Below are 13,237 nucleotides of genomic sequence, written 5' to 3' on the forward strand. Positions count from 1 at the left end.
CCTCGTCAGCCGAGCTTGGCGCGGACCTCGGCGGCGGCCTCGGCGCCGTACGCGGCCTCGAAGCGGCTGACGAAGGAGCTGCGGCGCAGCTGGTACTCCTGGGTGCCGACGGTCTCGATCACCAGGGTGGCGAGCATGCAGCCGAGCTGGGCCGAGCGCTCCAGGCCGAGGTCCCAGGACAGGCCCGCCAGGAAGCCGGCGCGGAAGCCGTCGCCGACGCCGGTCGGGTCGGCCTTGCGCTCCTCGGCGGGACAGCCGACGGTGATGTCCGGCTCGCCCTTGCGCTGGATCCGGACGCCCTTGGCGCCCAGCGTGGTGACCCGGGTGCCGACCCGGGAGAGGATCTCGTCCGTGCTCCAGCCGGTCTTGGTCTCGATCAGCGCGGCCTCGTACTCGTTGGTGAACAGGTACGCGGCGCCGTCGACGATCTCGCGGATGTCGTCGGCCTCCAGGCGGGCCAGCTGCTGGGACGGGTCGGCGGCGAAGGCGTAGCCGCGGGTGCGGCACTCCTGGGTGTGCCGGACCATGCCCTGCGGGTCGTCCGCGCCGATCAGCACCAGGTCGAGGCCGCCGACGCGGTCCGCGATCGGCTTGAGCTCGATGTTGCGGGCCTCGGCCATGGCACCGGTGTAGAAGGACGCGATCTGGTTGTGGTCCTGGTCCGTGGTGCACATGAAGCGGGCGGTGTGCCGGGTCTCCGAGATGTGCACCGACTGGGTGTCCACGCCGTTGCGCTCCAGCCAGCTGCGGTACTCGTCGAAGTCCGCGCCGGCCGCGCCGACCAGGATCGGCCGCAGGCCGAGGCGGCCCATGCCGAACGCGATGTTCGGGCCGACGCCGCCACGGCGGATGTCCAGGGTGTCGACCAGGAAGGAGAGCGACACGGTGTGCAGCTGCTCGGCGACCAGCTGATCGGCGAACCGACCGGGGAAGGTCGTCAGGTGGTCGGTGGCGATCGAGCCGGCGACGGCGATACGCACGGAGGTCTCCTCGGGCGGAATGGGGCCGGAAGCGATGAACGGGAACTCACCTACGGTACAGGGGCGCGCGGGGACGGGCCGACCGTCCGTCCGACGGGTGCTACCCCGCGGTAGGCCTGGTCCGGCCGCCCGAGCGGGCCTAGGGTCGCAGTCAGGGGCCGGTTTCCCGACCCCCGGACGTCCGCGGCGCCCGCCGCGGCTCGGCGATCGGAGCGATGACCGATGATGCCCAGCCACTCCCCCGTTCGGCCCCCGAGCGTGCTGCGAGGTGACGCGGACCCGGACAGCCTGGCCGCCCTGGTCCGTTCGTCCCGTCGGCTCGAACGCTTCTGGCCTGCGCTGGCCTCCGGTCCCGAGCCCGTCCCGGCCACTCCGGCCGGTGTCGAGGTCCCGGCCGGGGCGCAGCGGCTGGTGGCCGGCATGCCGGACTACGGCGGCTGATCCTCGACCGGGGAACCGGATTCCTCCGGGGCACGTCAAATCCGCGCAGCGCCGCGGAGAGGCGGGCTGCACAGCCCTCGGGAGGAAGTCACAGCATGGACGACAGGACCGCAGCCGTACCGTTCCGGGCCGCCCACCGCCGCCGGGCCGCCGCCGCACTGGCCGGACTGATGCTCGCGGTCGGCGCGCTGGCCGCCTGCGCGGAGGGCGCCCCGACCGCGTCCTCGCCCGGATCGCCCTCGGGCAGCGCCTCGCCGGCTTCCACCGGCCCGACGGCGCCGGCGTCCCCGTCGGCCTCCGCCAGCGCCGCGCCGAGCACCGACCCGCGCCCCTCGACCGCGCCGCCGTCCGCGCCGGCCAGCCCGCCCGGCCCGGGCATAGCCGTCGGCGAGCCGGACCCGACGGCGCCGAGGTTCCCGGCCACCGGCTACCGGGTGGACGGCGGGACCAAACTGGTCGTCACCTTCTACGGCGGGATCTGCGACCGGTACGGGCTGAAGGCCGAGGAGGCCACGCCCGGGGTGATCCGGGTCCGCGTGGTGGTCACCGAGCCGGCGCCCAAGGGCCAGGCCTGTGCGGCCCTCGCCAAGCCGACCGAGGTGAGCGCCCAGCTCGACAAGCCGTTCCACGGCGAGGCGGTGCTGGACCTCGCCACCGGCGAGCAGGTCCAGCCGAACGGCGATCCCGCCGGCGGCCCGCGCTGACGTCGGTCCGCACACGCCGAAGGGCGGCGCCGGGAACTCCCGGCGCCGCCCTTCGGGTGTCAGGGCTTAGCTGAACGAGTCGCCGCAGGCGCAGGAGCCGGTGGCGTTCGGGTTGTCGATGGTGAAGCCCTGCTTCTCGATGCTGTCGACGAAGTCGACGGTGGCGCCGCCCAGGTAGGGAGCGCTCATCCGGTCGGTGACGACCTTCACACCGTCGAAGTCCTTGATGACGTCGCCGTCGAGCGAGCGCTCATCGAAGAACAGCTGGTAGCGGAGGCCCGAGCAGCCGCCCGGCTGCACGGCGACCCGCAGCGCGAGGTCGTCGCGGCCCTCCTGGTCGAGCAGGCCCTTGACCTTGGCCGCCGCGGCATCGGTCAGCTGGATGCCACTCTCGACCTTGGTGGTCTCGTCCTGGACGGTCATGCTTACTCCCGGTCTTTGACGACTGTCTGCCGCCAGTGCCAACCAGCGGCCTCCCGGAATCATTTCCGGTCGGTGGTGCTTCCGGGGGACGTTTTCGTCGCCCGCTCCCCCACACACCCATGCTCGCACACCCGGGAACCTTGTTCACCGTCCGATCTGGGCGAACCGGCCACGTCGGAGGGCTGCCGCGGGGAGGATGGCGGATGTGATCCTTCGTCGGCTCCGGGACACCGCGGCGGACGCCCGCGCCGTACAGACCGTCGCCCGGGCGGCCTTCCGCCACTTCTACGGGACGTCGCGGGACAGCCCGGACGACCACGTGCTCTCGACGCAGCAGCTGGCCCGTACCCGGCACCTGGCCCGGGCGGACGCCGACGGCTGCTGGATCGCGGAGCGGGACGGCGCCACGATGGGGGCCGCGCTGTCACTGCGCCGGGAGGGCGTCTGGATCCTGGCCCTGTTCGTGGTGGCGCCCGAGGCCCAGGGGCAGGGGGTCGGGCGGCTGCTGCTGGAGCGGGCCACGGCGTACGGGCGGGGCTGCCTGCGCGGCATGCTGTGCGCGTCGGCCTCACCGGCGGCGGCCCGGCACTACCGGCGGGCCGGGTTCACCCTGCATCCCGCGATGACCCTCAGGGGCGCCGTGGACCGGGCCGGCCTGCAGGATCCGGGCGACATCCCGGTGCATCCCGGGAACGCCGGCCACCGGCACCTACTCGACTCGGTCGACCGCCGGCTGCGGGGAGCGGCCCACGGGCCCGACCACGCGTACATGATCGACCACTACGACGAGCTGCTGATCGCCGACAGCCTGGCCGGCAGCGGGTACTGCTACCGGCACGGCGGCGAGGTGAAGCTGCTCGGCGCGACCTCGAAGCGGATCGCCACCCGGCTGCTGAGGGAGGCCCTGGCGCGCGTCCCGCAGGGGCGTCCTGCCCTGGTCGAGCACCTCACGGCGGAGCAGGAGTGGGCGGTCGACGTGGGGCTGGAGCTCGGTCTGAGCCTGGAGACCCATGGCTGGGTCGCGCTGCGGGGGATGCGGCCGCCGATGCCGTACGTCCCCAACGGCGGCCTGCTCTGACACCGGGGGCGCCAAAGGCGCGCCGGGGGCGCCGGGGATGCCCCGGCGCCCCCGGCGGGGCCGGCCGCTCGGGCCGGTGTGCCGCTCAGGCCATGGTGGCGAGGATCTCGTGGACCATCTCCATCGTGGTGCCCGGGTGCACGAAGGCGAAGCGGGCGACGGTCTCGCCGTCCCAGCCGGTCGGGGTGACGAAGCCGATCTGGTCGGCGAGCAGCTGCTGGGACCAGCGGTAGTAGTCCTCGTTGGTCCAGCCGGCGCGGCGGAAGCAGACGGCCGAGAGCTGCGGGTCGTGCAGCAGCTCCAGGTGCTCGGTGTCGCGGATCACCTGGGCGGTCTCGCGGGCCAGCGTCAGGCCCTCCTCGATCGCGGCGGTGTACGCCTGGGTGCCGTGCACCGCCAGCGAGAACCACAGCGGCAGGCCGCGGGCGCGCCGGGTGAGGTGGTAGGCGTAGTCGGTGGGGTTCCACTCGTCGCCGTCGGTGTGCAGGACGTCGAGGTAGGAGGCGTCCTGGGTGTGCACGGCGCGGGCCAGCTGGGGGTTGCGGTACAGCAGGGCGGCGCAGTCGAACGGGGCGAACAGCCACTTGTGCGGGTCGACGATGAACGAGTCGGCGTGCTCGATGCCGTTGTAGCGCTCCCGCACTGAGGGGGCGAACAGGCCCGCGCCGCCGTACGCGCCGTCGACGTGGAACCACATACCGCGCTCGCGGGTGACCTCGGACAGACCCTGCAGGTCGTCGACGATGCCCTCGTTGGTGGTGCCGGCGGTGCCGACCACCGCGATGACCGTCTCGGGGTCGGGGTCGGCGGCCAGCGCGGCCCGCAGTGCCTCGCCGGTGAAGCGGCGGTCGACGGTCGGGACCTTGAAGGCCTCCACGCCGATGATGTTGAAGGTGTTCTTGACCGAGGAGTGCACCTGGTCGGCGACGGCGATCCGCAGCCGGGCCTCGGGGCCGACGCCGAGCCTGCGCCGGGCGGTGTCGCGGGCGACCACCAGCGCGGACAGGTTGCCGGCCGAGCCACCGGAGACGAAGGTGCCGCCGGCCGTCTCCGGCAGGCCGGCCCGGTCGGCGATCAGGCGCAGCACCTGGTTCTCGGCGGCGATCGCGCCGGCCGCCTCCAGCCAGGAGATGCCCTGCAGGGAGGCGCAGGAGACCACCATGTCGAAGAGCAGGGCGGCCTTGGTGGGGGCGCAGGGGATGAAGGACAGGTAGCGCGGGCTGTCGGCGGAGATCACCGCTCTGGACAGCTCGTGGTCGTAGAGCTTGAGAACGTCGGTGGCGGCGTTGCCGCGCTCGTTCAGCAGGCCGGCCAGCCGGCTGCGCAGGTGCTCGCCGTCTCCGGGGTGGTCGAGCGGCACGGGGTCGTACTGCAGCCGCTCGCGCATGTAGTCGAAGACCAGGTCGACCAGCTGGTTGTCGGGCTGGTGCATGCGGTCGGGAGCTGCGGACACCGGTGTCCCTCTCAGTCGTTCTCGGGGCTCGACGGGATCGTCCCGGAGCGGGGATTCCGGTGGCGGGTGGGGCTGCTGGGGGCCGACCGGACGCTCTTCAGCCTAGGCAGCAGAAACGTTCCTCCGCGCGTCGGAAGCGGGCCCGCCGGGCAGGATTCGAGCGCGTTACGACCACCGCACGCAGGAATCCTGCGCGCGCCCGGATCCGCCGCGCGGAGGCGTCAGCCGATCAGCCGGGAGAGCACCACCGAGCTGCGGCTGCGCTGGACGCCGGGCTCCTTGCGGATCCGCTCGATCACCGCCTCCAGGTGACGGGTGTCGGAGGCGCGCAGGTGCACCAGCGCGTCCGGGTCCCCGGTGACCGTCCAGGCCGCGACCACCTCGGGGAACTGCCGCAGGCTGGCCAGGATCTCCTCGGGCGCGGTGCGCTCGCGGCAGTAGACCTCGACGAAGGCCTCGGTCTGCCAGCCCAGCAGCGAGGGGTCGAGGACCACGGTGAAGCCGCGGACCACCCCGCGGGCCCGGAGCCGGTCGATCCGCCGGCGTACGGCGGTGGCGGAGAGGTTGGCCAGCAGTCCGATCTCCGCGTACGAGGCGCGGCCGTCCCGGCTCAGGTGCTCCAGGAGCAGCCGGTCGGTCTCGTCCAGTGACGCCCCGCCCTGGTCTGCCGGTCGGTGCGTGCTCATCGGTGCGGGCTCCACGGGTGGTGCGGGTGGGGGTGGTGGGGCGTCGGGGTGAGACGGCGCACCGCCCCCATTCTGACGAAGACCCGGCTCAGTCCACCAGCAGCACGATCTTGCCGCGGGTGCGGCCCTCCGCGTTCAGCGCCTGCGCGGAGGCCGCCTGGGAGAGCGGGAAGGTGGAGGCCACCGGCACCCGGAGCCTTCCCTCGTCGGCCAGCGCGGCCAGTTCGGCCAGGCCGGCCGCGTCCGGGCGGACGAAGACGTAGCGGCCGCCGCGGGCCACCACACCGTAGTCGGCGATCGAGACCAGCCGGGACGGATCGGCCACCAGCTGGGCCGAGACCTCCAGCGGCTCACCGCCGCCGACCAGGTCGAGCGCCGCGTCCACCCCGCCCTGGGCCAGCTCGCGGACCCGGTCCACCAGTCCGTCCCCGTACGCCACCGGTTCGGCGCCCAGGCTCCGCAGGAAGGCGTGGTTGCGCTCGCCGGCGGTGCCGATCACCCGGGCGCCGCGGGCGACGGCGAGCTGCACCGCCAGGCAGCCGACGCCGCCGGCCGCGCCGTGGATCAGGACGCTCTCGCCCGCCTTCAGTCTCATCGCGCCGCCCAGGCACTGGTGGGCGGCCAGTCCGGCCAGCGGCAGCCCGCCGGCCTGCGCCCAGTCCAGTGCGGCGGGCTTGAGCGCCAGGGTGCGGACGGGGGCGGAGACCAGCTCGGCGTAGGTCCCGTGCTCCACGGCGTCCTTGCGGACGTAACCGATCACCTCGTCGCCCGGGCTGAACTCGGTGACCGCGCCGCCGACCGCCATCACCACCCCGGCCAGGTCCCAGCCCATGATCAGCGGGAAGTGCACATCCATCAGCCCGTCCAGGTACCCTTCCCGGACCTTCCAGTCGACCGGGTTGATCCCGGCGGCCTTCACCCGTACGAGCACCGAGTCCGGCCCCACCTTGGGATCGGGGAGGTCGGTGTACTCGACGACCTCGGGGCCGCCGTACTTCCTGATCGCGATTGCCTTCATGGCCCAAGCCAAGCGCGAGCCGGTCCGGATATCGATTCGGCCACGCCGGGAAGACGCCGATTCGGCGAGCGGTTCTCGTCACACTGACAGGACGGCCATCGTCAGAGTGACGCTAACGGGTTATCATAGATAGTGTCAGATAGACGAGAAGGCTGGTTCGTTCGATCGGCCGCACAGGAGGGCACCCGCCCGTGACCACCACCACCGAGACCTACGGCGTCGACCCCACTCCGACGCCGCTCGCACTGCTGCTGCTCGGCCGGGAGGCCGACCCGAACAGCGAGCGCGGCGTCGAGTGCCCGGGCGACCTTCCCGCCGCCTCCGACCCCGACCTGGTCGAGCGCGCCCGCGCGGCCAAGGAGAAGCTGGGCGACCGCGTCTTCATCCTGGGTCACCACTACCAGCGGGACGAGGTCATCGAGTTCGCCGACGTCACCGGCGACTCCTTCAAGCTGGCCCGGGACGCGGCCGCCCGCCCGGAGGCCGAGTACATCGTCTTCTGCGGCGTGCACTTCATGGCCGAGTCGGCCGACATCCTCACCAGCAGCGCCCAGCAGGTCGTCCTGCCGGACCTCGCGGCCGGCTGTTCGATGGCCGACATGGCCACCGCGGAGCAGGTCGCCGAGTGCTGGGACGTGCTGACCGAGGCCGGGATCGCGGACGTGACCGTCCCGGTCTCGTACATGAACTCCTCGGCCGACATCAAGGCCTTCACCGGCAAGCACGGCGGCACCATCTGCACCTCCTCCAACGCCCAGCGGGCCCTGGAGTGGGCGTACGAGCAGGGTGAGAAGGTGCTCTTCCTGCCGGACCAGCACCTCGGCCGCAACACCGCCGTCCGCGACATGGGCTTCTCGCTCGACGACTGCGTGCTCTACAACCCGCACAAGCCGAACGGCGGTCTGACCGCCGAGCAGCTGCGGGACGCCAAGATGATCCTCTGGCGCGGACACTGCTCGGTGCACGGCCGCTTCTCGCTGGACTCGGTGAACGACGTCCGGGCCCGGATCCCCGGGGTCACCGTGCTGGTGCACCCGGAGTGCAAGCACGAGGTCGTCTCCGCGGCCGACATGGTGGGCTCGACCGAGTACATCATCAAGGCGCTGGACGCGGCCGAGCCCGGCTCGAAGTGGGCCATCGGCACGGAGCTCAACCTGGTCCGCCGGCTGGCCAAGGCGCACCCGGACAAGGAGATCGTCTTCCTGGACCGGGCGGTCTGCTTCTGCTCGACCATGAACCGGATCGACCTGCCGCACCTGGTGTGGGCGCTGGAGTCGCTGGTCGAGGGCCGGGTGCCGAACGTGATCACCGTCGACCCGGAGACCGAGAAGTACGCGAAGGCGGCGCTGGACCGCATGCTGGCGCTCCCGTAGCGGCGGCCCGCTGTCCTGCCCTCGCCGGCAGAATCGTTTCCGCACATCGGTTCGGTGCGGCGACGCGTACGGAGACAGGAAGCGGGGCGGCACCCGATGGGTGCCGCCCCGCTTCCTGTCACGGACTACTCCGGGAGGCCCGGGATGAGGCCGTCGCCCTCGTCCCGCAGCATCGCGCGGACCTCCTCGATGGTCGCCTCGGCGTCCGGGAGGATCAGATCGGACGGCTCCAGGGAATCGTCCGGCACCGGGATGCCGAACTCCTTCACCGCGTCGAGCAGACGGGCGAGCGCGGACCGGAAGCCCGCCTCGTCGCCCGACTCGAGTGCGGTGAGCAGCTCGTCGTCGAGCCGATTGAGCCGGTTCAGGTGGCTGTCGCCGACCTGGAACTGCCCCTCACCCATGACCCTCATGATCATGCCGCGCGTCTCCCGGTCCCTGGAGGTCGGATCACTTGTTGTAGTTGATCGTGGGCGGTGTGTCCTGCTTGCCCTGCTCGATCGCCTGCGGCGCCCCGCCCGGGGTGCCGCCGGTGAGCTCGGCCTTCATCCGGGCCAGCTCCAGCTCGACGTCGCTGCCGCCGGCCACCCGCTCCAGCTCGGCCTCGATGTCGTCCTTGCGGCCGAGGCCGCTGGCGTCGTCGAGCGCGCCGGAGGCGAGCAGCTCGTCGATCGCGCCGGCCCGGGCCTGCATCTGGGCCGTCTTGTCCTCGGCCCGCTGGATGGCCAGGCCGACATCGCCCATCTCCTCCGAGATGCCGGAGAACGACTCCGCGATCCGGGTCTGCGCCTGGGCGGCGGTGTAGGTGGCCTTGATGGTCTCCTTCTTGGTGCGGAAGGCGTCGACCTTGGCCTGCAGCCGCTGGGAGGCCAGCGTGAGCTTCTCCTCCTCGGCCTGCAGCTGCTGGTACTGCGTCTCCAGGTCGGTGATCTGGGACTGCAGGTTCGACTTGCGGGTCAGCGCCTCACGGGCCAGGTCCTCGCGGCCCAGCGAGAGCGCCTTGCGGCCCTGGTCCTCGTACTTGGCGGACTGCTGCTGGAGCTGGGTCAGCTGGAGTTCCAGGCGCTTGCGCGAGGTGGCCACGTCGGCGACGCCCCTGCGGACCTTCTGCAGCAGTTCGAGCTGCTTCTGGTAGGAGTAGTCGAGCGTCTCGCGCGGGTCCTCCGCTCGGTCCAGGGCCTTGTTCGCCTTGGAGCGGAAGATCAGCCCCATACGCTTCATGATTCCGTCGCTCATGGGCGTCGAGTGCCCCCTTCTTCGGGCCTGCGGATTCGTCTCGTAACACGTCGAGTGTATTCGCAGCGAGGTCCTCGCCGCAGTGCACGAGCTGCAACAAGACTGCTACAGCGCAGGCCCCGGAGGCATCGTCCCTGGGGTGGAGCCGACCCTGACTCCATGATCCACCGGAGGGCGGAGACTCCCTTAGGGACACGCCAGGTGATCGATACCGGTTTGGGTCCGACGGCCCTGGCCGAAAGCACCCGGTCAACACGTACGCTGGTGATGTGTTCCGACGCCGCTCAGATGATTCCTCCTCCGCCACCGCGCTGGCCGAGCAGGACGAGAAGACCCTGTCCCGTGACCCGCAGGCCCCCAAGGGCCGGCCGACACCCAAGCGCAGCGAGGCCGAGGCCAACCGCCGCACCCGGGTGACCGTGCCCAAGGACCGCAAGGAGGCGAACCGCCAGGCGCGCGAGCGGATGCGCTCCGAGCGGGAGAAGCAGCGCACCGCGCTGCTGGAGGGCGACGAGCGTTACCTCCCGGCCCGCGACAAGGGCCCGGTGCGACGCTTCGCCCGCGACTTCATCGACTCCCGCTGGTCCGCCGCCGAGTTCTTCCTGCCGTACGCGGTGGTCGTGCTCGTGCTCAGCGTGATGAAGGTCCAGTCCCTGCAGCTGCTGTCCACGCTGCTGTTCATGGCGTTCTTCGTCGTGGTGATCCTGGACTTCCTGCGGCTCGGCTTCGGGCTGCGCAAGGCGCTGCGTGAGCGCTTCCCCGACCAGAACACCCGCGGTGTGATCGCCTACGCGATGATGCGCACCCTGCAGATGCGCCGACTGCGGCTGCCCAAGCCGCAGGTGAAGCGGGGCGAGCGACCCTGACCGCAGAGCCGGTCCCGCCCTCCTGGGTCTCCGCCGTCGATCCGCAGACGCCCGGGCTGTACGCCCTGCCCGGGCAGGGCGGCGGCGGCCACGACCGGTTTGCCGTACCACCCGTCCCGGCGCACCTGCCGGCGCGGGGCAGCGCTCCGCTCGGCAGTTCCACCGGGCACTGGCTGGAACGGCAGGGCGGGCTGCGCACGCTGGTCCGCCAGGAGCTGGTGGCCCGGCAGCTGGCCGAGCAGCTCAGCGGGCGGACCGGTCTGCGAGTGCTGGACGTCGGCTGCGGCCAGGGCACCCAGGCCCTGCGGCTGGCGCGGGCCGGACACCTGGTCACCGCGCTCGACCCTGATCCGGTCACCCTCGGCGCGGCCCAGGCCGCGCTGGCGGCCGAGCCGGAGGAGGTCCGCGCCCGGGTGCGGCTGCACACCGGCGACGGCCACCACTGCGGGCGCTGGTTCGGCCCCCGCAGCTTCGACGTCGTGCTCTGCCACGACGTGCTGCGCTACCTCTCGGACCCGGACCCGATGCTGGCCTCGCTGGCCCGGGTGCTCGCCCCTGGCGGCGTGCTCTCCCTGGTGGTCCGCAACGCCGACGCCCTGGCCATGCGGCCGGGCCTGACCGGGGACTGGCGCACGGCCCTGCAGTCCTTCGAGTCGACCCGCTACACCAACCGGCTGGGGCTGTCCGCGCGCGCCGACCGCCTCGCCGACCTGGCCACCACCCTCGCCGAGGTCTCGGTGCCGCTGCGGCACTGGTACGGCGTGCGGGTCTTCACCGACACCACGCCGGACCACGCCGCGCCGGTCGACGGGCGCCAGCTCGCCCAGCTCCTGGACGCCGAGGAGCGGGCCGGCCGGCAGGACCCGTACCGGCAGGTCGCGGCCCTGCTCCACGTCTTCGGCGGCAAGTAGCGGCACACCGCGGCAAGGAGCCGCGAGGGCGGCGGGCGCCGTCGCGCGCGCTCAGCCCTCGTGCAGGCTCATCGTGTAGACGACCTGGTCGTCGTCGCGCAGCACCGCGCGGTCCGCCCCGCCCTCCAGCAGGTCCTTCCAGCTCTCGCCGATCCAGGACTCGGCGTCCCCCTGGCTGCTGAACTCCTCGTCACCGCCGGCCCCGGAGACCACGGAGCCGTCCTCCTTCTCGAACCGCCACGTCCACACCATGCCGTGCTCCTCCCACCGTCCGACCGCTGTGTCGTACGGACAGTAGCGTGCCCGCCGTGATCGCTCCCATACCTCGCCGGGACGCTTCTCCGGCAGGATGGGGCGCATGACCATCCCCCGCACCCTGATCCTCGGTGGCGCCCGCTCCGGCAAGTCCACCCGTGCCGAGCAGCTGCTCGGCGGCCGGCCCGACGTGCTGTACGTGGCGACCGGCGGGGAGCGGGACGGCGACGCCGACTGGGCTCAGCGGGTCGAGCTGCACCGCGAACGACGGCCGGCGAGCTGGCGCACCGCGGAGACCTGCGACCTGGAGGCGGTGCTGGCCGACCGGGCCGACCCCGCGCCGGTGCTGGTGGACTGCCTGGCGCTGTGGCTGACCGCGGTGATGGACGAGCACGACGCCTGGGACGACGCGCTCTGGGCGGCCGGTGGCGAGCGGGCCGTCCAGGCGCGCTGCGACGCCCTGGCCGCGGCCTGGCGGCGCACCGAGCGCACGGTGATCGCGGTGAGCAACGAGGTGGGGATGGGGGTGGTACCGGCCACCGCCGCCGGGCGCCGGTTCCGGGACACCCTCGGCCGGCTGAACATGGCGGTGGCCGAGGCCTCCGAACGGGTCCTGCTCGTCGTAGCGGGTCAGGCGCTGATCATCAAGCCTGCCGCTGCCTGAGCGCGGGCGCCGTGTAGCCTTCCGACCGATGGACACCACCGTGGATCTCGATACGTTCTCCTCGCTCGTCGAGCGCCCCGACGAGAGTGCCCGGCGCGCCGCCGAGGAACGCTGGCTGGCGTCACCCAAACCGCGCGGCGGCCTCGGACAGCTGGAGGCGCTCGGCAGCTGGCTCGCCTCGGTCCAGGGCGGCTCCCCGACCCGGCCGCTGACCGCGGCCAAGGTGTTGCTGTTCGCCGGCGACCACGGCGTGGCCTCGCTCGGGGTCTCCCGGCTGGACGCCCGCGGCGGCACCGCCCGGCGGGTGCACGCGGTGCTCGACGGCACCGCGCCGGTCGCCGTGCTCGCCCGCCGGTACGGCGCCCAGGTGCGGGTGGTCGACCTCGCGGTGGACGCGGATCCCGACGAGTTCCCGGCGGAGGTCGTCCGACACCGGGTGCGCCGCGGCTCCGGCCGGATCGACGTCGAGGACGCGGTGAGCGCCGAGGAGGCCGTCCGTGCCTTCCTGTCCGGCGCCGCCGTCGCCGACGAGGAGGCCGACACCGGCACCGACCTGGTCGTCCTGGGCGACCTGGGGGTCGGCTCGACCACCGTCGCCGCCGTCCTGATCGGTGCGCTGTGCGGCACCGACGCGGCCGCCGTCACCGGGCGCGGCTCGGGGATCGACGACCGGATCTGGATGGTCAAGTGCGCCACCGTACGCGACGCGCTGCGCCGGGCCCGGCCCGTCCTCGGCGACCAGCTGGCGCTGCTCGCCACCACCGGTGGCGCGGACTTCGCGGCGATCACCGGCTTCCTGCTGCAGGCCGCCGTGCGCAAGCTGCCGGTGGTACTGGACGGTGTGGTGTCGGCCGCCTGCGCCCTGGTGGCCCAGCGGATCGCGTTCCGGGCGCCCGAGTGGTGGCAGGCCGGGATGGCCACCGGTGAGCCCGCCCAGGCGAAGGCGTACGACCGGCTGACCCTGACCCCGCTGCAGGATCTGGGCGTCTCGATGGGCGAGGGCACCGGCGCGCTGCTGGCGCTGCCGCTGCTGCAGGCCGCCTCGGACACCCTGGCGGAGCCCGCCGCGGTGCCGGCCGCCGCTCCGCGGGAGCCGCGGCCGCCGGCAAGGCTGCCGAGCGCCGCGGAGCTGCTGGGCCGGGGGTAGTC

The 13,237-nt window shown here is 72.9% G+C and carries 15 protein-coding genes and 1 pseudogene; 8 read left to right on the forward strand and 8 right to left on the reverse strand.

Features of this window, described 5'->3' with window-relative positions; all coding sequences use genetic code 11:
• Positions 1–5 precede the first annotated feature (5 nt).
• Positions 6–980, reverse strand: coding sequence for a carbohydrate kinase family protein (locus OG871_RS11800; protein ID WP_371496651.1), 975 nt, complete (start codon positions 978–980; stop codon positions 6–8).
• A 258-nt stretch (positions 981–1,238) separates the two neighbouring features.
• Between OG871_RS11800 and OG871_RS11805 the strand changes: the two genes are divergently transcribed.
• Entirely contained in the window at positions 1,239–1,421 is a 183-nt protein-coding gene (locus OG871_RS11805; protein WP_371496652.1) for a hypothetical protein, read from the forward strand.
• Between the two features lie 95 nt (positions 1,422–1,516).
• Positions 1,517–2,125, forward strand: coding sequence for a hypothetical protein (locus tag OG871_RS11810; RefSeq protein WP_371496654.1), 609 nt, complete (start codon positions 1,517–1,519; stop codon positions 2,123–2,125).
• A 66-nt stretch (positions 2,126–2,191) separates the two neighbouring features.
• Here the strand turns inward: OG871_RS11810 and erpA are convergent, their stop codons facing one another.
• Complete coding sequence (gene erpA / locus OG871_RS11815; RefSeq protein WP_371496656.1) at positions 2,192–2,548, reverse strand: iron-sulfur cluster insertion protein ErpA; 357 nt, start codon at positions 2,546–2,548, stop codon at positions 2,192–2,194.
• A 205-nt stretch (positions 2,549–2,753) separates the two neighbouring features.
• Here erpA and OG871_RS11820 point away from each other — a divergent pair, with 205 nt between their 5' ends.
• A complete protein-coding gene (locus OG871_RS11820; RefSeq protein WP_371496658.1) occupies positions 2,754–3,626 on the forward strand; it encodes a GNAT family N-acetyltransferase in 873 nt (290 codons plus the stop codon).
• Between the two features lie 85 nt (positions 3,627–3,711).
• Here the strand turns inward: OG871_RS11820 and OG871_RS11825 are convergent, their stop codons facing one another.
• The 3 genes from OG871_RS11825 to OG871_RS11835 form a co-directional block, all read right to left on the reverse strand.
• Positions 3,712–5,079, reverse strand: coding sequence for an aspartate aminotransferase family protein (locus tag OG871_RS11825; RefSeq protein ID WP_371496660.1), 1,368 nt, complete (start codon positions 5,077–5,079; stop codon positions 3,712–3,714).
• A gap of 221 nt (positions 5,080–5,300) precedes the next feature.
• Entirely contained in the window at positions 5,301–5,765 is a 465-nt protein-coding gene (locus OG871_RS11830; protein WP_371496662.1) for an Lrp/AsnC family transcriptional regulator, read from the reverse strand.
• 88 nt (positions 5,766–5,853) lie between these two features.
• Positions 5,854–6,783 (reverse strand): NADP-dependent oxidoreductase, encoded by a 930-nt coding sequence (locus tag OG871_RS11835; protein WP_371496664.1) that lies wholly within the window; start codon positions 6,781–6,783, stop codon positions 5,854–5,856.
• 191 nt (positions 6,784–6,974) lie between these two features.
• Here OG871_RS11835 and nadA point away from each other — a divergent pair, with 191 nt between their 5' ends.
• The gene (gene nadA / locus OG871_RS11840; RefSeq protein ID WP_371496666.1) at positions 6,975–8,156 is read left to right on the forward strand and encodes a quinolinate synthase NadA; all 1,182 of its coding nucleotides are present in this window, start codon (positions 6,975–6,977) and stop codon (positions 8,154–8,156) included.
• Positions 8,157–8,281: 125 nt separating this feature from the next.
• Here the strand turns inward: nadA and OG871_RS11845 are convergent, their stop codons facing one another.
• Together OG871_RS11845 and OG871_RS11850 are read right to left on the reverse strand one after the other, a co-directional pair.
• Positions 8,282–8,575: a hypothetical protein gene (locus OG871_RS11845; protein ID WP_371496668.1), complete on the reverse strand. Its 294-nt coding sequence runs from the start codon at positions 8,573–8,575 to the stop codon at positions 8,282–8,284.
• Between the two features lie 31 nt (positions 8,576–8,606).
• Positions 8,607–9,377 carry a PspA/IM30 family protein gene (locus OG871_RS11850; RefSeq protein WP_371503283.1) on the reverse strand — a complete coding sequence of 257 codons (771 nt, stop codon included), beginning with the start codon at positions 9,375–9,377 and terminating at the stop codon, positions 8,607–8,609.
• 284 nt (positions 9,378–9,661) lie between these two features.
• Here OG871_RS11850 and OG871_RS11855 point away from each other — a divergent pair, with 284 nt between their 5' ends.
• Positions 9,662–10,258, forward strand: coding sequence for a DUF3043 domain-containing protein (locus tag OG871_RS11855; protein ID WP_371496670.1), 597 nt, complete (start codon positions 9,662–9,664; stop codon positions 10,256–10,258).
• Between the two features lie 218 nt (positions 10,259–10,476).
• Positions 10,477–11,169, forward strand: a complete 693-nt coding sequence (locus OG871_RS11860) for a class I SAM-dependent methyltransferase (RefSeq protein ID WP_371496672.1) — start codon at positions 10,477–10,479, stop codon at positions 11,167–11,169.
• A gap of 51 nt (positions 11,170–11,220) precedes the next feature.
• On the opposite strand, the gene OG871_RS11865 is transcribed toward OG871_RS11860, so the two are convergent.
• On the reverse strand, positions 11,221–11,421 hold the full coding sequence (locus OG871_RS11865) for a hypothetical protein (RefSeq protein WP_371496674.1): 201 nt from the start codon (positions 11,419–11,421) through the stop codon (positions 11,221–11,223).
• A gap of 118 nt (positions 11,422–11,539) precedes the next feature.
• On the opposite strand from OG871_RS11865, the pseudogene cobU reads away from it, so the two are divergent.
• Positions 11,540–12,088: pseudogene (gene cobU / locus OG871_RS11870) on the forward strand (bifunctional adenosylcobinamide kinase/adenosylcobinamide-phosphate guanylyltransferase); the annotation flags it as partial.
• 28 nt (positions 12,089–12,116) lie between these two features.
• The gene (locus tag OG871_RS11875) at positions 12,117–13,235 is read left to right on the forward strand and encodes a nicotinate-nucleotide--dimethylbenzimidazole phosphoribosyltransferase (protein WP_371496676.1); all 1,119 of its coding nucleotides are present in this window, start codon (positions 12,117–12,119) and stop codon (positions 13,233–13,235) included.
• Positions 13,236–13,237 lie beyond the last annotated feature (2 nt).

Source organism: Kitasatospora sp. NBC_00374 (genome assembly GCF_041434935.1).
In the GTDB taxonomy this organism is placed as follows: Bacteria; Actinomycetota; Actinomycetes; order Streptomycetales; family Streptomycetaceae; genus Kitasatospora.

Excerpts from the sequence above, each read along its gene's own strand:
- OG871_RS11810 (WP_371496654.1), top strand. The coding sequence starts at position 1,517 with ATGGACGACAGGACCGCAGCCGTACCGTTCCGGGCCGCCCACCGCCGC.
- erpA (WP_371496656.1), bottom strand. The coding sequence starts at position 2,548 with ATGACCGTCCAGGACGAGACCACCAAGGTCGAGAGTGGCATCCAGCTG.
- OG871_RS11830 (WP_371496662.1), bottom strand. The coding sequence starts at position 5,765 with ATGAGCACGCACCGACCGGCAGACCAGGGCGGGGCGTCACTGGACGAG.
- OG871_RS11835 (WP_371496664.1), bottom strand. The coding sequence starts at position 6,783 with ATGAAGGCAATCGCGATCAGGAAGTACGGCGGCCCCGAGGTCGTCGAG.
- OG871_RS11845 (WP_371496668.1), bottom strand. The coding sequence starts at position 8,575 with ATGATCATGAGGGTCATGGGTGAGGGGCAGTTCCAGGTCGGCGACAGC.
- OG871_RS11850 (WP_371503283.1), bottom strand. The coding sequence starts at position 9,377 with ATGAAGCGTATGGGGCTGATCTTCCGCTCCAAGGCGAACAAGGCCCTG.
- OG871_RS11865 (WP_371496674.1), bottom strand. The coding sequence starts at position 11,421 with ATGGTGTGGACGTGGCGGTTCGAGAAGGAGGACGGCTCCGTGGTCTCC.
- OG871_RS11875 (WP_371496676.1), top strand. The coding sequence starts at position 12,117 with ATGGACACCACCGTGGATCTCGATACGTTCTCCTCGCTCGTCGAGCGC.